The sequence below is a fragment of the Mycolicibacter heraklionensis genome, assembly GCF_001021505.1.
Classification (GTDB): domain Bacteria; phylum Actinomycetota; class Actinomycetes; order Mycobacteriales; family Mycobacteriaceae; genus Mycobacterium; species Mycobacterium heraklionense.
In genome coordinates this window covers 282288-307685 of record NZ_LDPO01000002.1, presented here as the reverse complement: position 1 = coordinate 307685, position 25398 = coordinate 282288, and the positions used below count along the sequence as shown (strand labels likewise).

The window sequence follows — 25398 nt, the reverse complement described above, 5'->3', positions numbered from 1 at the left end:
TATGCCGGTGACAGATGCCGCAGAATCCGCTGAAAACCCCGTCAAGCCCGCGTTCGTGTCGCGTTCGGTCCTCGTCACCGGTGGAAACCGAGGCATCGGACTGGCGATCGCGCGGCGACTGGCCGCCGACGGCCACAAGGTGGCGGTGACGCACCGCGGTTCCGGCGCCCCTGAGGGACTGTTCGGGGTGGTGTGCGATGTCACCGACAACGACGCCGTCGACCGGGCGTTCAAAGAGGTCGAGGAGCACCAGGGCCCGGTGGAGGTGCTGGTGGCCAACGCCGGCATCTCCAAAGACGCGTTCCTGATGCGGATGACCGAGGAGCGCTTCGAAGAGGTCATCAACGCCAACCTCACCGGCGCCTTCCGGGTCACCCAGCGGGCGTCGCGCAGCATGCAGCGCAAGCGCTTCGGCCGGATCATCTACATCGGATCGGTCTCTGGCATGTGGGGGATCGGCAACCAGGCCAACTATGCGGCGGCCAAGGCGGGTTTGATCGGCATGGCCCGGTCGATCTCTCGTGAGCTGTCCAAGGCCGGCGTCACCGCGAACGTCGTTGCGCCCGGCTACATCGACACCGAGATGACCCGAGCCCTCGACGAGCGGATCCAGGAGGGTGCGCTGGACTTCATCCCGGCCAAGCGGGTCGGCACCGCCGAGGAGGTCGCCGGTGCGGTCAGTTTCCTGGCGTCTGAGGACGCGAGCTACATCGCCGGCGCGGTCATCCCCGTCGACGGCGGCATGGGCATGGGCCACTAGCGACTCGTTCAGTTCAAGATAGGGGACTTTTCATGGCAGGCATTCTCGAAGGCAAGCGGATCCTGGTCACCGGGATCATCACCGATTCCTCGATCGCGTTCCACATCGCCAAGGTGGCGCAGGAGGCCGGCGCGCAGCTGGTGTGCACCGGCTTCGACCGGCTGCGGCTGATCCAGCGGATCATCGACCGGTTGCCGGAGCCGGCGCCGCTGCTCGAACTCGACGTGCAGAACAGCGAGCACCTCGACACCCTGGCCGCCCGGATCACCGAGGTGATCGGCGAAGGCAACAAGCTCGACGGTGTGGTGCACTCCATCGGATTCATGCCGCAGACCGGCATGGGTATCAACCCGTTCTTCGACGCGCCCTACGAGGACGTCGCCAAGGGCATCCACATCTCGGCCTATTCCTACGCCTCGCTGGCCAAGGCGACGCTGCCGATCATGAACCCCGGCGGCGGCATTGTGGGCATGGACTTCGACCCGACGCGGGCGATGCCGGCCTACAACTGGATGACGGTGGCCAAGAGTGCCCTGGAGTCGGTGAACCGGTTCGTGGCGCGCGAGGCCGGCAAGGTCGGCGTGCGGTCGAATCTGGTTGCGGCCGGGCCGATCCGGACGCTGGCGATGAGCGCCATCGTGGGCGGTGCCCTCGGTGAGGGCGCCGGCGAGCAGATTCGGCTGCTGGAGGAGGGCTGGGACCAGCGGGCCCCGATCGGCTGGGACATGAAGGACCCGACGCCGGTGGCCAAGACCGTCTGCGCGCTGCTGTCCGACTGGCTGCCGGCCACCACCGGAACGGTCGTCTACGCCGACGGTGGCGCGCACACCCAGTTGCTCTAGATGGAGCTCGACGCCGTCCTGCTGCTGTCCTTCGGCGGACCCGAAGGCCCGGAGCAGGTGCGGCCGTTCCTGGAGAACGTCACTCGGGGGCGTGGCGTGCCGCCGGCCCGGCTCGACGCGGTCGCCGAGCACTACCTGCATTTCGGTGGCGTGTCGCCGATCAATGGGATCAACCGCGCGCTGGCTGAGGCGATGCGTGCCGAAATGCCCGGCCTGCCGGTGTATTTCGGCAACCGCAACTGGGAGCCTTACGCCGAGGACGTCGTCGCGGCGATGGCGGCCGACGGCGTACGACGCGCCGCGGTGTTCCCGACCTCGGCCTGGGGCGGATATTCGGGCTGTGACCAGTACGCCGAGGACATCGCCCGGGCGCGGCGGGCGGTCGGGGAGCGGGCACCGGAGTTGGTGAAGCTGCGCCAGTACTTCGACCACCCGTTGTTCGTGGCGATGTTCGCCGAGGCGATTGCCACGGCCGCCGACAGCCTGCCGGCCGGTCTGCGGGAGACCGCCCGGCTGGTGTTCACCGCGCATTCCATCCCGGTGAGCACCGACGCACGCTACGGCCCGCAGCTTTACAGTCGCCAGGTCGCCTACGCGACGAGTCTGGTGGCGGCCGCTGCGGGCTACCGCGACTACGACCAGGTGTGGCAGTCGCGCTCGGGGCCGCCGCAGGTGCCCTGGCTGGAACCTGACATCGAGGCACACCTGGCGGCCCTGGCCGACGCCGGCGTGCGCGCTGTGATCCTGTGTCCGATCGGCTTTCTCAGCGACAACATCGAGGTGGTCTGGGATCTCGACAACGAAGTCCGGACCCGGGCGCAGGCGGCTGGAATCGCCTACGCGCGAGCGGCCACCCCGAACGCCGATCGGCGGCTGGCCCGGCTGGCCCGCGGCCTGGTCGAGGAACTGCGCGACGGCACCGCACCCGTACGTGTCGCCGGTCCGGCGGAACTGGGTTGCGGCTTCGGCGTGAACGGGGCGCCGTGCGGTTCATCGCACTGCGTCGCGGACGTGGGCCCGGTGTCCTCGAAGTCCAGGTAGGCCGCTAGGTCGGCGTGCCCGGATTCCGTCATGGTCCCGGTGCTGTGGGCGGGTTTGATGGCGCCGGAATAGAGCGATAGGAGAGTTGCCCGCCTTAGAGCGACAACGACGCGGTACGGGGGCGTGCGGCTGCCAGGTGTCGCTCAGAGGCGGGCAACGATCTCCATGGTTCGGCCGGGGCGCGGCCCACCCCAACCCGGTTCCGTCTTCACCGACGGTGCACTACGCCCGCCAGGCCGAGTGCAGAATCTCGGTCACGGCGGCGCTGCGCGCCGAGCGCACCACCGCCGTCAGCGGCGCAACCGCATCCGCGGCGCGCTGCACCGCGGCGGATGACTGGGCGCTGGCGGTCAGCAGGTCGGCGCTGACCGTGATGATCGCCTCGACGTGGGCGGCGCTGTGCAGAACACGCACCGCACGGTTCGGCGCATGGTCCGGAATCCGGTGCAGGAGCACGGCTTCCACCATCTGTTCCACCCGCAGGCGCGGATCCTCCACGCCGTAGTCGGCCCAGCGCGAGCCGGTGGAACCCAGCGCTTCGGCGGCTGTCCGCACCGCCGACCGCAACGCGTATTCGGCGTCACCGAGATTGTGCTGTTCGCTCGCCGGCAAGCTGGTCAGCGGGAACACGGTCCAGCACAGCTCGGCGGCGTAGTCCTCGCCGGCGTCGGCGTCTTCCGAGTACGCCGGCACCAGCCCGATCGGGGGCGAGGCGTCAGACGACCCGATCAGCACGGCCTCACCGGCGAGGATCGCCTCCTGCGCAAAGATCGTCCCGGCCGGCAGTCCGCGGACGTCGCCGGGGACCGGAAACACCGGTCGAATGCCGTCCCCGGCGGCCGACGGTCCCGCGCCGCGCACCAACTGCAGCAGTGCCGCCGCGCCGCCGTCCGTCCCGCCGGCCCACGCCAGGCCGGACTCGCCGATGCTGATCGCGTCATAGACGGCCACCGATTGCACTGGCGCCCAGGCCGATAGTGCGTCCAACACGTCATCGGGTGCGGCCCGGCCGGCAAGCCAGGCGTTGGCCCACACCGACAGCGAAGTACTCGGGCACCACATGATGCAAGGCAGTGTAGTTGCCCGCGCTGTCGCTGCCGGACCGCACAGGTTCAGGCGGTTCTCGGGCTATCCTGGCCGCATGCCGACTGCCCTGATCTGGTTGGTCTTCGCACTCGGGCTCGCAGGAGCCGAGGCCCTCACCGGCGACATGTTCCTGCTGATGCTCTCCGGCGGTGCGCTGTCGGCGGCGGCCGCCAGCTCCCTGACCAACTGGCCGCTCTGGACGGACGGTGCGGTCTTCCTGGTGGTGTCGGTGCTGCTGCTGGCACTGGTACGCCCCGCGCTGCGCCGCCGGCTGTGGGCAGGGACGGGCGCCGAAACGGGGGTGCTGGCACTGCAGGGCAAGACCGCCCTGGTGCTCGACCGCGTCGAACAGCATGGCGGCCGGGTGAAGCTGAACGGCGAGGTGTGGACCGCCCGCCCGCTCACCGACGGCGACGTCTTCGAACCGGGTGAGCAGGTCACCGTGATGCATATCGACGGCGCTACCGCGGTGGTCGGCAAGATCCTGTAAAGAAAGGAATCGTCATGGAAGGCGTCACAACCGGGCTGTTATTGCTGGCCGTGCTGGTGGTGTTCGCGGTGATCGTGGTCGCCAAGTCGGTCGCGCTGATCCCGCAGGCCGAGGCGGCGGTGATCGAGCGACTCGGCCGCTACAGCCGCACCGTCAGTGGTCAGCTGACCCTGCTGGTCCCCTTCATCGACCGGGTGCGGGCCCGCATCGACCTACGTGAGCGGGTGGTGTCGTTCCCCCCGCAGCCGGTGATCACCGAGGACAACCTGACCCTCAACATCGACACCGTCGTCTACTTCCAGGTCACCAACCCCAAAGCCGCGGTTTATGAGATCAGCAACTACATCGTCGGTGTGGAGCAGCTGACCACCACCACGCTGCGCAACGTGGTCGGCGGCATGACGCTGGAGCAGACGTTGACCTCCCGTGAGGTGATCAACAGCCAGCTGCGCGGTGTGCTCGACGAGGCGACCGGGCGCTGGGGTCTGCGGGTGGCCCGGGTGGAACTGCGCAGCATCGATCCGCCGCCGTCGATCCAGGCGTCGATGGAGAAGCAGATGAAGGCGGACCGGGAGAAGCGGGCCATGATCCTGACCGCCGAGGGTCAGCGGGAAGCTGCGATCAAGCAGGCCGAGGGGGAGAAGCAGGCCGAGATCCTGACCGCCGAGGGAGCCAAGCAGGCGGCGATCCTGGCTGCGGAGGGCGAACGGCAGTCCCGGATGCTGCGGGCCCAGGGTGAGCGGGCCGCCGCGTACCTGCAGGCGCAGGGGCAGGCCAAGGCGATTGAGAAGACTTTCGCGGCGATCAAGGCCGGCCGGCCCACGCCTGAGTTGTTGGCTTACCAGTATCTGCAGGTGTTGCCGGAGATGGCGCGCGGTGGGGCCAACAAGGTGTGGGTGGTGCCCAGTGATTTCGGTACCGCCCTGCAAGGGTTCACCAAGCTGCTGGGTGCTCCCGGCGAGGACGGCGTCTTCCGCTACCAACCCTCGCCCGTCGATGATCACCCGGCCCAGTCGGCGGACGACAGCGACGAGGTCGCCGACTGGTTCACCACCAAGACCGATCCGGCGATCGCGCAGGCGGTCGCCAAAGCCGAGGCGGATGCCCGCAAGCCGGTCGAGGGCGGGGTGCTGCCACCGCAGCTCGACCCCGGACTGGCGTGAGTGCGCTGACGGCACGGCCAACCTACGCGGCGCTGGCTGCGTTTCTGGCGGGTGACGCCGTGGCGTCGGCGATCCCGGTGCCCTACGTCGCCAAGAACATGGATGCCATGCGGATTCCCGACGAGGTCCGCTGGGCGGTCCCGGTGGCCAAGGCCGCCACCGCCCTGGGACTGGCATCGGTGTTCCGCTTTCCGGGTGTCGCCCGGGTCACCACCGGGTTGTTGACGTTGTATTTCGCCGGGGCGCTGGGCATCCACCTGCGGGTGCGCAACCGGGTCGCCAACATCGTGCCCGCGGTGGTGCTGCTGCTGGTGTTCGCCGCGATGACGGTCCAGGGCCCGCACACCGCCGGGGGCGGGGTACGGGCCCTGGAGTCGTAGCTTCGGGTTATTTGGGGGTTTTCTACCCTCTGCGGGAGGCGGTCGTGTGCTCGTCGAGGGTGGTCGCCTTGTAGGCGTAGGCAGCCACGACCGCGCCGAGCAGCTGGGCGATCAGGTACACCCAGAGGAACTTCCAGGCGAAGATCCCCGACAGCATCAGGCCGAAGGTGATGGCCGGGTTGAACGCGCCGCCCGAGATGGCGCCGACCGCCACCACGCCGACGGTCACCACGAACCCGATCGCCAGACCGTAGAAGCTGTTGCCGGCGCTGTCTTTGCTCGTCGCGGTGTGCAAAACGACGTAGCACAACGCGAATGTGAATACCAATTCGGCTAAGAATGCCGGCCAGACGGTGCCGGTCAGATCAAGAGTGCCGCTGGCGTACTTGTCGTGCCACAACCCGAATCCCACCCCGAACGCTGCGAGCGCACCGACCAACTGCGCAACGATGTAGGGCCCCAGATCACCCAATGGCAGTGCACCCCGCAAATACGCGGCCACTGAGACGGCCGGGTTCAGGTGGCCGCCCGAGATGTGCCCACTGGCGTACACCATCACCATCAGCACCGAGCCGATGCCCAGCGCGGTGGCGGCGACGCATTCGGTGCCGGACAAGACGATGCCGAGCACAGCGAACATGAAAACGAACGTGCCGATCATTTCGGTCAAATATTTGCGCACCGCGGCGTTCCGATCAGCCATTGATCCGGTCCCTTCAATCCGTCGAGCACCTGTCCAATTTGTGCTGTGCCAGCACATGGCACTAAGGAAGACTTTAACGGGGGACGGGTCTTCGGCTCGCTATTTATGGACGCTTATACACCGAATTGTTGCTGGATTGACGAGGGCTTTGTGTTGTTTGCCAGCGCTCAGCGGACGAACAACGTCAGAAGCTTCTTGCCGACCGATACCGCTGTCGAGGTGTTCGCCACCGAGACCGTGACCTGGTCACCGAATCGGCGGCGAAGTTCGCGTTGCAGTCGGTCGTAGAGCGTCGATTCCGACGCGAGACAGCCGTGGCAGGCTCCGGACGTCCGCACCCGCACCTGGTCACCGGTCACACCGACAAGCTCGATCGCCCCACCGTGCGACGCGGCGAGTTCGCCGATCGGCCCACTGAGCAGTTCCTCGGCCGCCCGCGCCATCTCGCTGGTGCGTTCGGACGGCTCCACTCGCCAGCCCGCCGGCTCCCGAAGAGCTTCGTCAAGTGCGGCGCGGATCTCCTCGCCACGGGCTCGCCAACTCTGCTGGGGGCTCAGCGTGATCGCGATCTCGGACCCGGCCACCGTCAGCTCGTCGATCACTCCGGCGTCCCGCAACGCACCCAGCCGGCCGGGGGCGTGCCGTACCCGCCCCGCTGCGGGCAGACGGTCGTGGTCGACCACCCACCGCGTGCGTTGCGGGTCGTCGGTCGCCACCGCATGCATGGGGATCATGCGCCCAGGCCCGACGCGATCGACCGGGCGACGAATGCCATCACCCACGCCAGGACGAACATGTAGCCAAAAGCGAAGCCAGGCCACCGCCAGGAATTGGTCTCCCGGCGCATCACCGCGACGGTGGACATGCACTGCAGCGCGAACATGAAGTACACCATCAGGGCGATGACCGTCGGCGCGGTGAACACCCGCTGGCCGTTGTCGTCGGTCATCGACACCAGCGCCTGGTGCGGGGCGGTGGGGTTGGTCGCCGCCGACACCTGGCCGAGCGTGGACACGAACACCTCCCGCGCCGCCAGCGACCCGACCAGCGCGATGTCGGTGCGCCAGTCGAAGCCCAGAGGTGCGAAAACCGGCTCGATCGCCCTGCCGACGCCGGCGGCGTAGCTGTGGTCCAGCACGTAGGCGGCGGCATCGGGTGGCGGCAGCGCTGCCGTCTCGGCGCCGCGGGTGGGCAGATTCATCAACACCCACAGCACCAGCGATGTGGCCAAGATGACGGTTCCGGCCTTGCGCAAGAAGATCTTCGCCGCATTCCACATCGCGATGAGAACGGCGGTGGGAGACGGAAAGCGATACGGCGGCAGTTCCATGGTGAACGGCAGCAGGTCGCTGCGCAGAATCGTCGACTTGAACACCGACGCGGCCAGCAGCGCCGAGGTACCACCGCCCAGGTACAGCAGGAACATGGTGACACCCTGCGCGCTGAAGCCCCACCAACGCGTCTGCGGTGCCACCAGGAGCCCTACGAGCAGGGTGTAGACCGGCAGCCGCGCGGAGCACGTCATCAACGGCGCACTGATGATGGTCGCGATCCGGTCACGCGATGACGGCAGTGTCCGTGTCGCCATGATCCCGGGGACCGCGCAGGCGAACGAGGAAAGCATGGCCACGAACGCGCGACCCTCCAGCCCGGTTCTGGCCATGACACGATCCATCAGGAACGCGGCACGCGACATGTAGCCGATGTTTTCCAGCAGTGCAATCAGCAAGAACAGCAACACAATCTGCGGAATGAACTGCAAGACGGTGCCGACACCGCCGATGACACCATCGCCGATCACGCCACCGAGCACCGTGCCGCCGAGGTGGCTGTTGACCTGCGATCCCAGCCAGCCGAGTCCCGCGGCGATCCGGTCCTGCAGCGGGGCAGCGAGGGTGAAGATGACCTGGAAGAACGCGAACATGACCGCGAAGAAGATGACGATGCCCCATATCGGGTGCAGTACCAATCCGTCGATCCGGGTGGTCCGCTGATCCCGATGCGGGGCAACGTATTCAGCGGCGGTCAGCACCGAGGCGCCGCAGGCGTCGAGCGCGTCGGCCTCCGGCGGCGGCAGTACCGCAGGCCGCGGCCAGGTGTCACTGGTTCCCAGCAGTGCGCGTAGGCCCTCGATGCCGGAACCGCGGTTGGCGATAACGGCAACGACCGGCACCCCCAACGCGGTGGCGAGAGCGTCCATAGCGATTCCACCTCGGCGCGAACGCAATTCGTCGGTCATGGTGAGCACCAGCACGGTGGGAAGGTCCAGACGCAGCACCTGGCCCACCAAGGTGATCGAGCGGCGCAGCGTCGTGGCGTCGGCGACCAACACGATCGCGTCGGGCCGGCCGATCCCGTTGATCCCGCCGCCCAACACGTCGGCGACAACCTGTTCGTCCGGACTGATCGGGTCCAGGCTGTACGTGCCGGGCAAGTCTTCGACCGCCACGTCGACATCACCGACGGTCACCACCCCGACACTGCGCCCTACCGTGACGCCCGGATAGTTGCCGGTCTTGGCGCGCAGCCCGGTCAGGTGATTGAACAGGCTGGTTTTGCCGGCGTTCGGGCTGCCGACCAGGGCTATCCGCTGTGCGTGCGTCACGTCGACGGTAGTGGCCATGCCGTCGTGGCAGTCGGTCATCGCCGGCCGCCGGAGGCATCGATTTCCGGGTCGATCTCGATCAGCTGGGCTTCGCGGCGCCGCAGACACAGTTCGGTGTCTTGCACGCGGTAGATGGTGGGATCGCCCAGCGGTGCCCGGCGGATCACATCAACGCGGGCGTCCGGGCGGAATCCGAGCTGGCGCAGCCGGTTTGCCACCGCCTGCGAGGCATGCGGCGCGGCACCGGTGATGGTGGCCTGCTGGCCCGGAGCCAAGTCGGCGAGCACGGTCGCCGATTCGGTTCCCCGCGACGATCGCCGCCGCCACCTGCGCATCAGACGCCCTAACGTTAGATCGGCTTACTGTTGCAAGGTACGCCTGATTGTCCGGTTACGTCATCGGACGATTTGCCGCGGTCAGCCGATGGCGACTGCGTCGGCCGGGTCGAGCTCGTGGGCTTCGGGACCGGCCGCGGGGCGGTGCGCACGGTGCGAGCGCACCTCGTAGACCAGCAGCGCCACCCCGACTGCGGCGGTGCACGCCGACACCGCGAACAGCAGCGGGCTCACCTCACCGGTCAGGGCGTCGCCGAGCACCACCACCGCGGCGGTACCCGGCAGCAACCCGACCAGGGTGGCCACCGTGTAGGGCGCCAGCCGCACCGCCGAGGCCCCGGCCGCGTAGTTGATCACCGAGAACGGGATCGCCGGAATCAACCGCAGTGACACCACCGCCGGCCAGCCACGTCGGCGAAGCCGGGCGTCCAGTGAGTCGAGCCGCGGATGACGCACCACCCGGCTCAACTGCCAACCGAACACCCGCATCAGAACCAGCACGCCCACAGCGCTCAGCGCGCTGGCCACCACGGCCAGCACCACGCCCAGCCACGGGCCGAACAGCAGACCGGCGGCCAGCGTGAATGCGGTCCGCGGGAACGGGAACACCGTGACAACGGTGTGCGCGACCAGAAACGCCAACGGAAACCACGGCCCCACCGTCTGCGCCCAGTCCCGCACCTGCACAGCGGTGGGCACCGGGACCAGCAGCGCAACCGCGACCAGGGTGAGGATTGCTGCCGTCGTCAATGCCAGCCGCCGCAGCGCGACCTGGCGCGCGGTGGCGATGAAGGCCGACCAGGCGCCGCGCAGCGCCTGCGGGACTCGGGTCGCGGCGGGCATCACGGCATCCAAGACTACGGGCCGGGGGTGAACTCTTCGCGTCGCTCAGACGGAGTTTCTTCGCTCGGTACACCTCACCCGGCTCGCCCGATCGGCATCATTTAGCCTGGTTGACACATGTCGGGTAGCGATTCAACAGCTACTCGCGAGTAACCACAGGAGTCGCCGGTGTCAATCGACGTGTCCGCCGAACCCGCCGGCATGGAGCAGGCCCGTGCCCGCTGGCGTGCCGCCGTGGCCGGGGTGCTGGCCAAGAGCGCGCGCCGCGAGCCGGCCGATATCGAGGCCGAGACCAGCGGTGAGCCCGAGCGCCTGTTGGACACTCCAGTGGAGGGGTTGGCCGGGCAGGGCGGATTCGCCATCCGTGCGCTCTACACCGCGTTCGATGCGCTGCCGGAGCCGCCGTTACCGGGTGACTGGCCCTACGTGCGCGGTGCCGACGCCCGGCGTGACGTCAACACCGGATGGAAGGTCGCCGAGGTCTTCCCCGCTGACGGTTCGGCATCGGCGGCCGACACCAACGGCGCCGTCCTGAGCGCCCTGACCGACGGGGTCAGCGCGCTGACCCTGAAGGTCGGCGATGCGGGCGTGCCGGCCGCCGAGCTGCGGCGAGTATTCGACGACGTCTACCTGGACCTGGTTCCGGTGCTCCTGGACGGGGCGGGAGCCGGCGACTACAGCGCCGCCGCCGAGACCATGCTGGCGTTGGTCGACGCGCTTGACCCAGACAACCGCGCCAACCTGTCGGTCGATCTGGGCGCCGACCCGTTGACCGCGCCGCTGGTGGATCGCGCGGCGCCGGCGGTCGACGAAGTGATCGCGGTGGCGTCGCGGGCAGTCGGGCAGCCGGGGGTGCGCGCGATCGCCGTCAACGGCCCGGCCCTGCACAACCTGGGCGCCGGTGCGACCGGGGAACTGGCGGCCGGGTTGGCCGCGGCCGTGACCTACCTGCGCCTGCTCACCGACGCCGGCCTGTCGATCGCCGACGCCGCCCGCCAGATCAGCTTCCGGATCGCCGCCGACGACGACCAATTCATCACGATCGCCAAGATTCGCGCGGCGCGCCAACTCTGGGCGCGGGTCACCGAGGTGGCCGGGGCGCCGGAAGCGGGCGCCGCCATCGTCCACGCTGAGACATCGTGCGCGATGATGACGCAGCGTGACCCATGGGTGAACATGCTGCGCACCACCCTGGCCGCCTTCGGCGCCGGTGTCGGCGGGGCGGACACCGTGCTGGTGTGGCCGTTCGACACGGTGATTCCGGGCGGACAGCCCGGCACCTCGGCAACGTTCTCGCGGCGGATCGCGCGCAACACCCAACTGCTGCTGCTCGAGGAGTCGCACTTGGGCCAGGTGCTGGACCCGGCCGGCGGGTCATGGTTCGTCGAAGACCTCACCGAACAGTTGGCGCAGCAGGCGTGGCAGCAGTTCCAGGAGATCGAGGCACTCGGCGGATTCACCGCCGCCCGCGAGCACATCGGTGAGCGGATCGCTGAGGTTGCCGCCGCCCGGGCCGACGACATCGCACACCGGCGCAGCGCGATCACCGGGGTCAACGAGTACCCGAACCTCGATGAGCCGCCCCTGCCGCCGTCTGCGACGCAGAAAGCCCCGGCCGGTGTTCGGCGCTATGCGGCGCAGTTCGAGGCGTTGCGTGACCGCTCCGACGCCTACCTGGCGCGCACCGGCGCGCGGCCGGAGGTGCTACTGCTGCCGCTGGGGCCGATGGCCGAACACAACATTCGGACCACCTTCGCCGCCAACCTGCTGGCCTCCGGTGGCATCGCGGTGATCAACCCTGGCACAGTGGACGCCGAGCGGGTGGCCACGGCTGTCGCGGAGGCCGGCTCCCCCGATGTGGCAGTGCTGTGCGGCAGCGATGCCCGCTACGGGGCCGAAGCAGCCGCGGTCATCGGGGCGGCTCGTACCGCCGGAGTCGACCGGGTCTACCTGGCGGGGCCGGCCAAGGCATTAGCCGGCAACTCCGACACCGATCCGAAGCCCGACGACTACCTGACCATGAAAATCGATGCGGTGCAGGCGTTGTCGGACTTACTGACTCAATTGGGGGCCTGAGAGCCATGACCACGAGCACCTCACACGGCACACTCGGCAGCTTCGCCGAGGTTGCGCTGCACGGCGACCGGCGGTCCGAGCCGGTCACCGAGCGCGCGGTCGCCGAGCACGTCGCCGCCGCCGCGGCCGCGCACGGCTACACACCCGAGCAGCTGGAATGGCACACCCCGGAAGGGATTGTGGTCAAGCCGGTGTACACCGCCGCCGACCGTTCCACCGCGGTCGCCGAGGGTTACCCGTTGGACAGTTTCCCCGGTGAAGCGCCGTTCGTGCGCGGGCCCTACCCGACGATGTACGTCAACCAGCCGTGGACGATCCGCCAATACGCCGGGTTCTCGACCGCGGCGGACTCCAACGCGTTCTACCGCCGCAACCTCGCGGCCGGTCAGAAGGGTCTGTCGGTGGCGTTCGACCTGGCCACCCACCGCGGCTACGACTCCGACCATCCCCGAGTGCAGGGTGACGTCGGAATGGCCGGGGTGGCAATCGACTCCATCCTGGACATGCGCCAACTGTTCGACGGGATCGACCTGAGCGCGGTCAGCGTCTCGATGACCATGAACGGTGCCGTGCTGCCGATCCTGGCGCTGTACGTGGTGGCCGCCGAGGAGCAGGGGGTGCCGCCGGAGAAACTGGCGGGCACCATCCAGAACGACATCCTCAAAGAGTTCATGGTGCGCAACACCTACATCTACCCGCCGAAGCCGTCGATGCGGATCATCTCCGACATCTTCGGCTATACCAGCGCGAAGATGCCGAAGTTCAATTCGATCTCGATCTCCGGCTACCACATCCAAGAGGCCGGTGCCACAGCGGATCTCGAGTTGGCCTACACGCTGGCCGACGGAGTGGACTACATCAAGGCCGGTCTGGACGCCGGTCTGGACATCGACAAGTTCGCGCCCCGGCTGTCGTTCTTCTGGGGCATCGGGATGAACTTCTTCATGGAGGTCGCCAAGCTGCGCGCGGGCCGGCTGCTGTGGAGTGAGCTGGTCGCGCGGTTCAACCCGAAGAGCTCGAAATCGCTGTCCCTGCGCACGCATTCGCAGACCTCGGGATGGTCGCTGACCGCCCAGGACGTCTTCAACAACGTTGCGCGTACCTGCATCGAGGCGATGGCCGCCACCCAGGGCCACACCCAGTCGTTGCACACCAACGCCCTCGACGAAGCGCTGGCGCTGCCCACCGACTTCTCCGCCCGCATCGCCCGCAACACCCAGCTGCTGCTGCAGCAGGAGTCGGGCACCACCCGGCCCATCGACCCGTGGGGCGGCTCCTATTACGTGGAGTGGCTGACCCATCAGTTGGCGCAGCGGGCCCGAGCGCACATTGAGGAGGTGGAGGCGCACGGCGGTATGGCCCAGGCCATCAGTGACGGGATTCCGAAGCTGCGCATCGAGGAGGCCGCCGCGCGCACTCAAGCCCGGATCGACTCCGGGCGCCAGCCGCTGATCGGCGTCAACAAGTACCAGGTCGCCGAAGACCAAGAGATCGAGGTGCTCAAGGTCGAGAACAGCCGGGTGCGCGCCGAACAGCTGGCCAAACTCCAGCAGTTGCGCGCCGAGCGCGACGAGGCGGCCTGCCAGGCCGCGTTGGCCGAGCTGACCCGGGCGGCTGGGGCCACTGGACCGGCCGGGGAGGATGGACTGGGTAACAACCTGCTGGCTTTGGCTATCGACGCCGCCCGGGCCAAGGCCACCCTCGGCGAGATCTCCGATGCACTGGAGAAGGTCTACGGTCGCCATCAGGCCGAGATCCGTACGATCTCTGGCGTCTACCGTGACGAAGTCGGAAAGGGCAGCAACATCGCGAGCGCAACCGCCCTGGTCGAGAAGTTCGCCGAGGCCGACGGTCGCCGGCCCCGCATCCTGGTGGCCAAGATGGGCCAGGACGGGCACGACCGCGGCCAGAAGGTGATCGCCACCGCGTTCGCCGACATCGGCTTCGACGTGGACGTCGGCGCCCTGTTCTCCACCCCCGACGAGGTGGCGCGCCAGGCTGCCGACAACGACGTGCACGTGGTCGGGGTGTCGTCGCTGGCCGCCGGGCACCTGACACTGGTACCGGCGCTGCGCGACGCGCTGGCGCAGGTGGGCCGGCCCGACATCATGATCGTGGTCGGGGGAGTCATCCCGCCCGGCGACTTCGACGAGCTCTATGCCGCTGGGGCGACCGCGATCTTCCCGCCCGGCACCGTGATCGCCGACGCCGCGGTGGATCTGCTGAAGACCCTCGCGTCCCGGCGAGGCTACGAGCTCGCCGACCAGGCAGAACCGGCCGCAGACCAGAAATAGATGGCCGACAACGTGTCTGACACCGTTGCCGAGTTGGCGGCGGCGGTGCGCTCCGGCGACCGCTCCGTGCTGCCCCGGGCTATCACCCTGGTCGAGTCCACCCGCGCCGACCACCGGCAGCAGGCGCAGGAACTACTGCTGGCCTTGCTGCCGGACGCCGGCGGGGCCCGGCGAGTGGGCATCACCGGCGTTCCCGGCGTGGGCAAGTCGACCACCATCGAAGCGCTCGGCATGTACCTGATCGAGCAAGGCCACCGGGTGGCGGTATTGGCCGTGGACCCGTCGTCGACACGCACCGGTGGGTCGATCCTGGGGGACAAGACCCGGATGCAGCGGTTGGGAGCGCACGAACGCGCCTACATCCGGCCGTCGCCGACGTCGGGCACCCTGGGCGGCGTCGCCAAGGCCACCCGCGAGACGGTGGTGCTGTTGGAGGCCGCCGGTTTCGACGTGATCCTCATCGAAACCGTCGGCGTCGGCCAGTCCGAGGTCACGGTCGCCAACATGGTCGACACCTTCGTGTTCTTGACGCTGGCCCGCACCGGCGACCAGTTGCAGGGCATCAAAAAGGGTGTGCTGGAACTGGCCGACATCGTGGTGGTCAACAAGGCCGACGGCAAGCACCTGGCCGAGGCGCGGATGGCCGCCCGGGAGTTGTCGGCCGCGATCCGACTCATCTACCCCCGTGAAACTCTTTGGCGTCCACCGGTTTTGACGATGAGTGCGATCGAGGGCACCGGGCTGTCGGAATTCTGGGCCACCGTGGAGCGGCATCGGCAGACGCTGATCGACGCCGGCGAGTTCGACGCCCGCCGCCGGGCGCAGCAGGTGGACTGGACCCGCCAGCTGGTGCGCGACGCGGTGCTCGAACGCGCGCTGTCGTCCCCGGCGGTGCGTGAAGTACGCGCCGAGGTGGAGCAGCAGGTACTGAGCGGAGAACTGACCCCCGCGCTGGCCGCCCAGCGAATCCTCGGAGCCATCTGGGATTAGTGGCACGCGCGTGCGGTAATCCGACTTACGTCCGATGGTCGGCGCGGTAGATTCCCAACCATGACGCAGCATCTCAACGTTCGCCGGTCAGGACTTCCGGCGAACGTGCACGGCGCGGCCGACCCGAACTTCGCCTGCGCTGTGCGCGCCTTCGCCGCGATGTTCCCGGGCCGCCGCTTCGGTGGCGGGGCGCTGGCGATCTACCTCGACGGACAGCCCGTCGTGGACGTGTGGACCGGGTGGTCGGACCGGGCGGGACAGGTGCCGTGGTCGGCCGACACCGGCGCGATGGTGTTCTCGGCGACCAAGGGTGCGGCCTCCACGGTCATCCACCGCCTGGTCGACCGGGGACTGATCGACTACGACGTGCCGGTGGCGCAGTACTGGCCGGAGTTCGGTGCGAACGGCAAAGGCGCGATCACCGTCCGCCAGCTGTTGGGCCACCGGGCGGGGCTGACCCACCTCAACGGTGCCGGCAGGTCAGACCTGCTGGACCACGTGACGATGGAAGCCCGGATGGCCGCCGCGGCGCCGGGACCCGAACGCGGCAAACCCGCCTATCACGCGCTGACCTACGGCTGGCTGGTGTCCGGGCTGGCCCGGGCCGTCACCGGTGTCGGCATGCGTGAGCTGTTCCGCACCGAGCTGGCCGGGCCGCTGGGTATCGACGGACTGCACCTGGGCCGGCCGCCCGCCGACGCGCCCACCGTCGCCGCTGAGATCATCATGCCCCAGCGCAGCCGGCGGAACGCGATCGTGGACCTGCTGGCGCCCCGGGCTGCCGCGACGCTGAGGTACGGGGGCCTGGGCGCCTTCTACTTCCCCGGGGTGATGGACACCGTCCGCGGCGGCATCCCCTTCCTGGACACCGAGGCCGCCGCACTCAACGGGGTGGCCACGGCTCGCGGGCTGGCCCGCCTCTACGGCGCACTGGCCAACGGCGGGCAGATCGACGGCACCCAGCTCCTGTCGCGCCGGCTGGTGGCGGGCCTGACCGGCCCGCGGACCATCGAGCTGGACCGCACCATCGGGGTTCCGTTGGCGTTCCACCTGGGCTATCACGCGATCCCGTTCGGGCCGGTGCTGCCCGGATTCGGTCACGTCGGCCTGGGCGGTTCCATGGGCTGGGCGGATCCGGCCTCCGGGCTGGCGATCGGCTTCGTGCACAACCGGCTGCTGACCCCGTTCGTGGCGCTCGACCACGCCGGTTTCGTCGGAACGGCCGCGCTGATCCGCCGGGGCGTCGCGCAGGGACGCCGGCACGGCTACACCCCGATCCCGCAGCTGGGGGAGCCGTTCGCAACTTCGGATGCCGCGACCGGCTAGTGGTCCGTGGGTCCCGGTGCCGCCGGTAGGGTTGCCGAGTGACTGACCGTACGCCGAAGCTCTACATCTTCCCGCATGCCGGCGGATCGCCGCAGTACTACGTTCCGTTCTCCAAGACCTTCACCACTGATGTCAAGCGCATCGGAGTTCAGTACCCGGGCAAGGGCGGAACCCACGACCTCGGCGCCTTCACCAGCATCGAAGACCTCGCCGACCAGGTCTGCAAGACAGTCGCGCCGCCGGCCCCGTCCGACGGGCCGGTCGTCTTCTTCGGACACAGCATGGGTGCGCTGTTGGCGTTCGAAGTGGCGCGCCGATTCGAGGCCGACGGCCACCGGATCGCCGCGCTGTTCGTGTCCGCGGCCGGCGCACCGGGACGAGCCGGCTACGACAACATCCCCGAGTCCGACCGCGGCCTGCTGGAGGCCGTCAGCACCATGACGGGAGTCAATCCCGAATTCTTGGAGAACGAGGAGTTCGCGGCCAAGATTCTCCCGACCCTGCGCGGCCTGAAAGCCATCGCGAACTATGACTGCCCGCCCGAGGCAAAGGTGTCCTGTCCGATCTTTGCGTTCCATGGTGACGAAGATGACGTCGCCACCGAAGAAAAGGTGGGGCCCTGGGCGGAGCGCACCACCGCCGAATTCAGCGCGCGGGTGTTCACCGCACCCGGTCACCACTTCTACCTCACCGAACACCTGCCGGAACTGGTCGGCGATATCGAAAAGAAGATCGCGCAGTACTGCCAGGGCTGACCGCCCAGCCCGGCCCGGAATGTGAATAGGCACTTGGTGCCGAAGTTACTCGTGATGCGCGCAAATGACTTCTCCGCTACTATGGCGGATCTGCTGCGTTTGCGCTGTACGCGGGCCATAAATTGCCTGTCAGCAGCGCGTCCGTGGTAGCCTCCGCGGGAGGGAAACGCCTGGGATGTCGGGGTCCAAGGAGTTTTAGCGCAGGTTCCAAACATCCAGAAGGGGTACCCGTGTCGTTGGTCGAATCATCCGCACCGGCCGTGTCGGCCGGGCGATCTCGGCGCTCGGAGCTCCCCGCCCCCGTCTCCACCCGGCACGGCGAGCAACCGATCTGCGCTGAGGCTGACGTATCCAGCTGAGCAACTCCGCTAGGGATGCCCGCCAGATCTCATCCCGCGGGGGGATCCATCCCAAATGTCGCTAATCCAATTGCATACCTCCGCTGTGCAGGGACCTTGCGCAGCGAAACCGTCAGCTCGAACAGCAAGTGCAACGACTCTCGACGGGGCCGAAGTACTCAGCAGGTGAGGTCCACGGACCTGACAGCATAAGGAGAAGACAACGCAATGTCGGTAACTGAAACGCACATCCCGACCCTGTTGGCGAACCTGGAACGGGACAAGCCGGACGAGCCTGCCTACACCTTCATCGACTACGACGTCGACCCCGCCGGCTACCGCGAGACCGTGACCTGGTCGCAGCTGCGCAACCGCGTGCGGGTAGTGGCGGCAGAGTTGGCGACCTGCGCCTCTCCGGGAGACCGGGTGGCCATCCTGGCTCCGCAGAGCCTGGAGTACATCGTCGGGTTCTACGGAGCCCTGGAGGCGGGCATGATTGCCGTCCCGCTGCCAGTGCCGATGTTCGGTGTGCACGACGAGCGCGTGTCGGCGGCACTACGGGACAGCTCTCCGGCCGCAATCCTGACGACCTCCGCGGCCGTCGGTGACATCGCCAGCTCGATCAAGGGACTGGGCGGCAAGGCGCCGGTGGTGATCGAGGTCGACGCCCTGGATCTGGACTCCGAGCCGTTGGCGGCACCCAACGCGACCGCGCAGACCAAGGTCGCCTTCCTGCAGTACACGTCCGGTTCGACCCGGACCCCGGCCGGCGTCATGGTCACCCACACCAACGCCGTGTCGAACATGCGGCAGATGGCCGACGACACCTTCGCGCTGACCGGCGGAAATGCGCCGGAAGGACTCAACCTGGTGTCGTGGATGCCCTTCTACCACGACCTGGGCCTGCTCGGCACCGTCATCTACCCGCTGGTCCTGGGCGTGCCCACGGTGCACATGAGCCCGATGGCGTTCCTGGCGAAGCCTGCCCGCTGGATGCAAGAGCTCGCCAAGGCTCCCATCGGTTTCACCGGTGGGCCGAACTTCGCCTACGAGCTGGCCGTGCGGCGGACCTCCGACGAGGACATGGCCGGGCTCACCTTGGCCAACGTGCACACCTTCTGTCTCGGTGCGGAGCGGATCCACGCCGCGACGCTGCGACGCTTCGTCGACCGATTCAGGAAGTTCGACGTGAACCCGGCAGCCCTGCGCCCCGGCTACGGGCTGGCCGAGGCCAGCGTATACTTGACGTCGAACACACCCGGCACCCCGCCGCCGACCGCGCGGTTCGACTACACCAAGCTGGCCGCCGGTACGGCCGAGCCGAGTGGTGCCGAGGGTGGCGTCGAGCTGGTCAGCTGCGGTGTGCCCCGAGCCTGCACCGTGCGTATCGTGGACCCCGAAACCCAGACCGAAAACCCGGAAGGCAAAGTCGGCGAGATCTGGACGCACGGCCCCAACGTCGCGGCGGGCTACTGGCACAACCAGCAGGCCACCGAGGCTACCTTCGGCGGCAAGCTCGTCGACCCGACGCCGGGGACGCCGCAGGGGCCCTGGCTCATGACCGGCGACCTCGGTGTCATCTCCGGTGGCGAGCTCTACATCGTCGGCCGGATCAAGGACCTGCTGATCGTCGACGGGCGTAACCACTACCCGGACGACATCGAGGCCACCGTTCAGGAGATCACCGGTGGGCGTGTCGCCGCGGTCTCCATCCCGAACAGCCAGTCCGAGCAGCTTGTTACGATCGCGGAGTTCAAAAACAAGGGGGGTTCCGATGAGGAGATCCTGGACAGGCTGACCGAGGTACGTCGCAAGGTGACGGCCGCGCTGTCCAAGGCGCACGGCCTGGTGAGCGGCGACCTGGTCCTGGTGTCTCCGGGTGCCATCCCGATCACTACCAGCGGCAAGATCCGCCGTTCCAGCTGCGTAGAGATCTACCAGCGTGATGGGTTCGACCGACTGGATGCTACTGCTCGGTCTGTATGACAGATGACGAGCTGCTCGCGCGGCTCTCGGGGAGGTTGAGTTGAGCGAGAAGAGTGCTGCGCCGGTCGGGGGGCCGGATCGTCGGGCGATTGTTGCTGAGGCGCTGCGCAAGATTGATGATTTGACGGCGCGGTTGGCGGTTGCTGAGGCGGGGGATACTGAGCCGATCGCGGTGGTGGGTGTGGGGTGTCGTCTGCCTGGTGGGGTGGATGGTCCGGCCGCGTTGTGGCGGTTGTTGTGTGATGAGGGTTCGGGGATTGTTCGGGTTCCGGCGGATCGTTGGGATGCCGATGCGTTGTTTTCGTCGGATCATTCGGTGCCGGGGACGATTTGTTCTCGTGAGGGCGGGTTTTTGACGTCGTGGCAGCCGGCGGAGTTTGACGCGGAGTTCTTCGGCTATTCGCCGCGTGAGGCTGATGCGATGGATCCTCAGCAGCGGTTGTTGATGGAGGTGGCCTGGGAGGCGTTGGAGCATGCCGGGATCACCAAGGAGGCGATCCGGGGCACTCAGACCGGCATTTTCGTCGGCCTGACAACCAACGACTACGCCGTCCTCGCAGCCGAGAAGCTCAGCCCGCGCGACGCCGACCCGTACCTCTCGTTTGGCAACGGACCGAATTTTGCGGCGGGGCGGTTGTCGTATTTCTTGGGTGTGCATGGTCCGGCGATGATGGTGGATACGGCGTGTTCGTCGTCGTTGGTGACGATTCATTTGGCGTGTGCGAGTTTGCGGCGTCGGGAGTCGGATCAGGCGTTGGCTGCCGGGGTGAATTTGATGTTGACCCCACAGAACAGCATTGCGACCTCGCGGTGGGGGATGCTGGCCCCGGATGGGCAGTGCAAGACCTTTGATGCCGCCGCTGATGGTTATGTGCGTTCTGAGGGCGCTGGGGTGGTGGTGCTCAAGCGGCTCTCGGATGCGCAGCGTGATGGTGACCGGGTTTTGGCGGTGGTGCGGGGTTCGGCGGTGAATCAGGATGGGCCGTCGTCGGGTCAGACGGTGCCGTCGGGTCCGGCGCAGCAGAAGGTGGTGCGGGCGGCGTTGGCGTCGGCGCGGTTGGAGCCGGCCGATATTGACTATGTCGAGGCGCATGGCACCGGGACGGCGTTGGGTGATCCGATTGAGTTGGATGCCTTGTCGGCGGTGTTTGGTGAGCGGGGTTCCTCGGCGCCGTTGGTGTTGGGGTCGGTGAAGACCAATTTGGGGCATCTGGAGTCTGCGTCGGGTGTTGCCGGGTTCATCAAGACGGTGTTGTCGGTGCAGCAGGGTTTCATCCCGCGGCATCTGAACTTCTCCCAGTTGACACCCAACGCCGGTGTCGGGGCCTGGAACTTTGTGGTGGCGGCTCGGGCGATGGATTGGCCGGCGGTGTCGCGTCCGCGTCGGGCGGGGGTGTCCTCGTTTGGGGTGTCGGGCACTAATGCGCATGTGATCGTGGAGCAGGCCCCAGATGCTGAGGTTGCTGCGGCGGCTCCGGCGGTGCCGGTGAGCACGTTGGTGGTGTCGGGGAAGTCGCCGGCGCGTATCGCGGCCACCGCCGGGGTGCTCGCGCAGTGGATGGCCACCGACGGCGCCGACGTCGCGCTGCCCGACATCGCCCATGCGCTCAACCATCACCGCACCCGCCATCAGAAGTTCGCCACCGTCGCCGCCCGCGATCGCGAGCAGGCCCTTGCGGGGCTCACGGCACTGGCCGCCGGTGAATCCGCACCAGGCGTGGTGGAACCCGCTGCGGTGCTGCCCGGTCCAGGCACTGTCTTTGTGTTTTCGGGTCAGGGTTCGCATTGGGTGGGGATGGGTCGTCGGTTGTTGGCCGATGAGCCGGTGTTTGCTGCGGCTGTTGATGAGTTGGAGCCGGTTTTTGTTCGGCAGGTGGGTTTTTCGCTGCGTGAGGTGATTGCTGACGGCGTGGAGATTTCCGGTGATGCGCAGGTGCAGCCGGTGATCATGGGGTTGCAGTTGGCGTTGGCGGCGTTGTGGCGGTCTTATGGGGTGGTTCCGGATGCGGTGATTGGGCATTCGATGGGGGAGGTGTCTGCGGCGGTGGTGGCCGGGGCGCTGACTTTGGAGCAGGGTTTGAAGGTGATCGGGGTGCGGTCGGCGTTGATGTCGCGCCAGGCCGGTCAGGGTGCGGTGGCGTTGTTGGAGTTGGATGCCGCGGCGACGCAGGAGTTGTTGGCGGGGTATCCCGGTGTTGAGGTGGCGGGGTATTTGTCGCCGCGGCAGACGGTGGTGGCGGGTGCGCCGGCGGATGTGGATGCGGTGATCGCTGCGGTGGCTGCGAGTGAGCGGTTTGCCCGGCGGGTGAACATGGAAGTGGCCTCCCATACCGCGTTCATGGACCCGATCCTTGATGAACTGCGTGCCGAACTGGCCGACCTCACCCCCCAAATGCCACAAATCCCGTTCCTGTCCACCGTGGTCGATCCGCTCGGGCCCACGCCGGTGCTCGACGCCGGCTACTGGGCCGACAATGTGCGCCAGCCGGCCCGGGTGAACCAGGCGGTTGCCGCCGCAGGCGACAAGTACGGCACATTCATCGAGATCAGCCCGCACCCGATCCTGACCCACACCATCGACGAGATCCTGGAAGGGGTGCCGCACTGCAGCGTCGCCACTTTGGTGCGCGACGGTGATGACACCGTCGCCTTCCACCAGCATCTCAACGGTGCGCATCCGGTGAGCCCTCGTGAGCTGCCGCACCCGTCGGGGCCCTACCCGGTACTGCCGACCACCCCGTGGCGACACACCCACCACTGGCTTATGGTCGAAAGTTCCATCACCGCAGCAGAATCCGCGCCCCGACCGGGCCTGCTGCTGGGCACCCACATCAAGGTCGGCAGTACACCGGCCCTCCACCTCTGGCAAGCCCGGCTGTCGCCGGAGACCAAGCCTTACCCCGGCAGCCACCGCAACAACGGGGTGGAGCTGGTCCCGGCGTCGGTGCTGCTGCAAACCCTGTCGGACGCCGCGCTCGAGGTCAGCGGGCATTCGGCGGTCAGCGACATCCGTTTCGAACACCCGATCATCGTCGACCGGCCGCGGACCATCCAGGTGGTCGCCGACGCCGACTCGGTGACGGTGTCGTCGAAATCGGTGACCGACGACCCGGCCGCCCGCTGGGTCAAACACCTCAGCGCCCGGATTACGCCACTCAACGAATCCGGTTGGCCCGCTGCTGATTCCACACTCACCAACAACCCCGGCGGAACCTCCTTCGATGACGACGCGGTGACCGCGCTGTGGCTCACCTGGGGCAGTGAGGGCCGCCCATTCGAGTGGTCGCTGACATCGGGTCGGGCCGGCGCGACGGAGTTGCATGCCGACGTCGCATCCGCCCAGTCCGGCACGGCCGCGCTGCTCGACGCCGCGCTGCACGTTGCCCGCCTGGTCGACAACGCCAACCCGGAGCTGATGGTGCCGGCGGCGGTCGACGATGTCCGTTTCGGAGACGCGCCCGCCGACGGCCGGGCCCGCGTCACTGTGCACCGGCGCGACGGCGGCGACGGCGAACTCATCGTCGACATCGCCGTGACCACGGCCGACGGCGCCCGGTGTGTCGACATCCGCGGGCTGCGCTACACGGCGCTGGGCTCGGCTGCCTCGGCCGACGACCCGAGCTCGATTGCCCACGCGATCGACTGGCAGCCGTGGGATGCCGAACTGCAAGCCCCGGGCCAGCCGGGAAGCCTGACGGTGGTCGGTGGCGGTGCTGCCGCCGACCGTCTGCGCGACAGACTGAGCGCCCTCGGTCACCACGGTGTCGGGATCACCGAGGCCCAGAACGTCGTCTACGTCGCCGACCCCGGCCCCGCAGGCGAGTCCGACCTGGACTGCACGGCTCGGCTGACCGGCGAGGTGGCCGACCTGGTGGCCACACTGGCCGACCGCGACACTCACCCGCCGGCCCTGTGGATCATCACCCACGGCGTCCACGAGGCCGCCTCCGCCGCTGCGGTGCGGCAAAGCTGCCTGTGGGGTCTGGCGGGCGTGATCCGGGCCGAGCAACCGCAGCTATGCGGTGGGCTGGTGGACCTGCCCAGCGATGACACCGCCGATGCAGCCGCATGCGCTGCGGCGCTGTCCGGCGTCCTGCGCACGCCGGCCAAGTCCATCCTGGTGTGGCGGGACGGGCAGTTCTTGACACCGGCGTTCACGCCGATCTCCGGTCCGCCGCAGCGCGAGCCGATGGTGTGCCAGCCCGACGGCGCCTACCTCATCACCGGCGGCATGGGAGCGCTTGGCCTGCTGATGGCCGGATGGCTGGCCGACCGCGGTGCCCGGCGCCTGGTCTTGGCCGGCCGCAGCGCCCTGCCGCCCCGGCGCGACTGGGACTCCGAGGAGATCGAGGCCGGCGTTCGGAACAAGATCGCCGCCATTCGGGCCTTGGAGCGGCGCGGCGTCACTGTTGACGTGGCCGCTCTCGACGTCGGGTCCCGGCCTGCGGTGGCCGACCTGTTGGCCCGGCGCGACGCCGCCGGCGCCCCGCCGATCCGCGGCATCATCCACGCCGCCGGTATCACCGAAGGCCAACTGCTCACCGAGGTCGACGCCGAGCGGCTCCGCGACACACTGTGGCCCAAGGTCGCAGGTGCCCAGGTACTCAACGAGCTCTTCCCGCCCGGAAGCCTGGACTTCTTCTTCATGACCGCAGCCGCTGGGGCGGTGTTCGGGGTTCCTGGTCAGGGTGCCTACGCGAGCGCCAACGCCTACCTGGACGGCTTGGCCCGTGCCCGCCACCAGCTGGGCTGCCACAGCGTCAGCCTGGACTGGGTGGCGTGGAAGGGCCTGGGCTTCGGGGCCGAGGCACATGTCGTACTGCACGAACTCGAGCGGATGGGCTCGCGGCCCATCACCCCGGCGGAAGCCTTCGCCGCCTGGGACCACGTGGAGCACTATGACGTCGCGCAGGCCGTGATGGTGCCGTTGCCGTCCTCGGGCGCGGTGGCCGCCGATGCCGGCGACGCAGGACCGGCTCGCGACTGGGCGCAGCTGCCCGCCGATGAGATACTGAGCGAGCTGGAAGTCGGGTTGCGCAGCATTCTCGCGCGTGAGCTTCGCATGTCGGAGGCGGAACTACAGCTGGACCGGCCGTTCGCCGAACTCGGTCTGAACTCCGTGATGGCGATGGCGGTTCGGCGCGACATCGAAGCGCTGGTCGGCATGGAGCTGTCGGCCACCATGCTGTGGAACCACCCGACGACTGCGGCACTGGCGGCGCACCTGACCGGCAAGCTGCTGCCGCAGGACGATGTCGGCGGCGACGCGGCGGCCACCACCGGTGAGCTGCCTGAGTCGGCCGACAGTGTTTTGAATGAGCTGTTCGACAGCGTGGAATCGGCTCCGGCCGGATGGGACGGGATCTAGTGGGAATTGAGTTCCCC

General features: G+C 68.2%; 19 protein-coding genes. 13 read left to right on the top strand and 6 right to left on the bottom strand.

The features are described 5' to 3' along the window. The first annotated feature begins 1 nt into the window (after window position 1). Genes fabG1 through ABW16_RS04760 form a run of 3 tightly spaced genes read left to right on the top strand, consistent with a single transcriptional unit; the run spans window position 2 to window position 2643 of the window. On the top strand, window positions 2-760 hold the full coding sequence (gene fabG1 / locus ABW16_RS04770) for a 3-oxoacyl-ACP reductase FabG1 (RefSeq protein ID WP_047317977.1): 759 nt from the start codon (window positions 2-4) through the stop codon (window positions 758-760). Window positions 761-792: 32 nt separating this feature from the next. Then, complete coding sequence (gene inhA, locus ABW16_RS04765) at window positions 793-1602, top strand: NADH-dependent enoyl-ACP reductase InhA (RefSeq protein WP_047317976.1); 810 nt, start codon at window positions 793-795, stop codon at window positions 1600-1602. Further along, on the top strand, window positions 1603-2643 hold the full coding sequence (locus ABW16_RS04760) for a ferrochelatase (protein WP_047317975.1): 1041 nt from the start codon (window positions 1603-1605) through the stop codon (window positions 2641-2643). It begins immediately after the preceding gene. A 222-nt stretch (window positions 2644-2865) separates the two neighbouring features. Here ABW16_RS04760 and ABW16_RS04755 read toward each other — a convergent pair whose 3' ends face one another. Further along, complete coding sequence (locus ABW16_RS04755; RefSeq protein WP_047317974.1) at window positions 2866-3705, bottom strand: hypothetical protein; 840 nt, start codon at window positions 3703-3705, stop codon at window positions 2866-2868. A 79-nt stretch (window positions 3706-3784) separates the two neighbouring features. Here ABW16_RS04755 and ABW16_RS04750 point away from each other — a divergent pair, with 79 nt between their 5' ends. From ABW16_RS04750 to ABW16_RS04740, 3 genes are read left to right on the top strand one after another with little or no spacing between them, the layout of a single operon-like run. Beyond that, window positions 3785-4219, top strand: a complete 435-nt coding sequence (locus tag ABW16_RS04750) for an NfeD family protein (protein ID WP_047317973.1) — start codon at window positions 3785-3787, stop codon at window positions 4217-4219. A gap of 14 nt (window positions 4220-4233) precedes the next feature. Continuing rightward, window positions 4234-5382, top strand: coding sequence for an SPFH domain-containing protein (locus ABW16_RS04745; RefSeq protein WP_047317972.1), 1149 nt, complete (start codon window positions 4234-4236; stop codon window positions 5380-5382). Beyond that, window positions 5379-5762 carry a DoxX family protein gene (locus ABW16_RS04740; RefSeq protein ID WP_047317971.1) on the top strand — a complete coding sequence of 128 codons (384 nt, stop codon included), beginning with the start codon at window positions 5379-5381 and terminating at the stop codon, window positions 5760-5762. The genes ABW16_RS04745 and ABW16_RS04740 overlap by 4 nt, the downstream gene beginning before the upstream one ends. Window positions 5763-5784: 22 nt before the next feature. Here ABW16_RS04740 and ABW16_RS04735 read toward each other — a convergent pair whose 3' ends face one another. The 5 genes from ABW16_RS04735 to ABW16_RS04715 all read right to left on the bottom strand — a co-directional run bounded on the left by ABW16_RS04735 (window position 5785) and on the right by ABW16_RS04715 (window position 10248). After that, entirely contained in the window at window positions 5785-6465 is a 681-nt protein-coding gene (locus tag ABW16_RS04735; protein WP_047317970.1) for an MIP/aquaporin family protein, read from the bottom strand. A 167-nt stretch (window positions 6466-6632) separates the two neighbouring features. Further along, window positions 6633-7199: a NifU family protein gene (locus tag ABW16_RS04730; RefSeq protein WP_047317969.1), complete on the bottom strand. Its 567-nt coding sequence runs from the start codon at window positions 7197-7199 to the stop codon at window positions 6633-6635. Continuing rightward, window positions 7196-9109 (bottom strand): ferrous iron transporter B, encoded by a 1914-nt coding sequence (gene feoB / locus ABW16_RS04725; RefSeq protein ID WP_047317968.1) that lies wholly within the window; start codon window positions 9107-9109, stop codon window positions 7196-7198. Before feoB ends, ABW16_RS04730 begins: the two co-directional genes overlap by 4 nt. After that, window positions 9106-9405 (bottom strand): FeoA family protein, encoded by a 300-nt coding sequence (locus ABW16_RS04720; RefSeq protein WP_047317967.1) that lies wholly within the window; start codon window positions 9403-9405, stop codon window positions 9106-9108. The genes feoB and ABW16_RS04720 overlap by 4 nt, the downstream gene beginning before the upstream one ends. Before the next feature lie 81 nt (window positions 9406-9486). Next, window positions 9487-10248, bottom strand: coding sequence for a TVP38/TMEM64 family protein (locus tag ABW16_RS04715; RefSeq protein WP_047318129.1), 762 nt, complete (start codon window positions 10246-10248; stop codon window positions 9487-9489). A gap of 168 nt (window positions 10249-10416) precedes the next feature. On the opposite strand from ABW16_RS04715, the gene mutA reads away from it, so the two are divergent. From mutA to ABW16_RS04680, 7 genes are all read left to right on the top strand, one after another. After that, the gene (gene mutA / locus ABW16_RS04710) at window positions 10417-12324 is read left to right on the top strand and encodes a methylmalonyl-CoA mutase small subunit (RefSeq protein WP_047317966.1); all 1908 of its coding nucleotides are present in this window, start codon (window positions 10417-10419) and stop codon (window positions 12322-12324) included. A gap of 5 nt (window positions 12325-12329) precedes the next feature. Then, window positions 12330-14618 (top strand): methylmalonyl-CoA mutase, encoded by a 2289-nt coding sequence (scpA, locus tag ABW16_RS04705; RefSeq protein ID WP_047317965.1) that lies wholly within the window; start codon window positions 12330-12332, stop codon window positions 14616-14618. Then, the gene (gene meaB / locus ABW16_RS04700) at window positions 14619-15608 is read left to right on the top strand and encodes a methylmalonyl Co-A mutase-associated GTPase MeaB (protein WP_047317964.1); all 990 of its coding nucleotides are present in this window, start codon (window positions 14619-14621) and stop codon (window positions 15606-15608) included. Window positions 15609-15668: 60 nt separating this feature from the next. After that, on the top strand, window positions 15669-16934 hold the full coding sequence (gene lipL, locus ABW16_RS04695; RefSeq protein WP_047317963.1) for an esterase/beta-lactamase LipL: 1266 nt from the start codon (window positions 15669-15671) through the stop codon (window positions 16932-16934). A 38-nt stretch (window positions 16935-16972) separates the two neighbouring features. Next, the gene (locus ABW16_RS04690; RefSeq protein WP_047317962.1) at window positions 16973-17689 is read left to right on the top strand and encodes a thioesterase II family protein; all 717 of its coding nucleotides are present in this window, start codon (window positions 16973-16975) and stop codon (window positions 17687-17689) included. Between the two features lie 566 nt (window positions 17690-18255). Next, on the top strand, window positions 18256-20013 hold the full coding sequence (locus tag ABW16_RS04685) for an AMP-binding protein (protein ID WP_047317961.1): 1758 nt from the start codon (window positions 18256-18258) through the stop codon (window positions 20011-20013). A 40-nt stretch (window positions 20014-20053) separates the two neighbouring features. After that, window positions 20054-25381 (top strand): type I polyketide synthase, encoded by a 5328-nt coding sequence (locus ABW16_RS04680; RefSeq protein ID WP_082133955.1) that lies wholly within the window; start codon window positions 20054-20056, stop codon window positions 25379-25381. The last annotated feature ends 17 nt before the right edge of the window (window positions 25382-25398 follow it).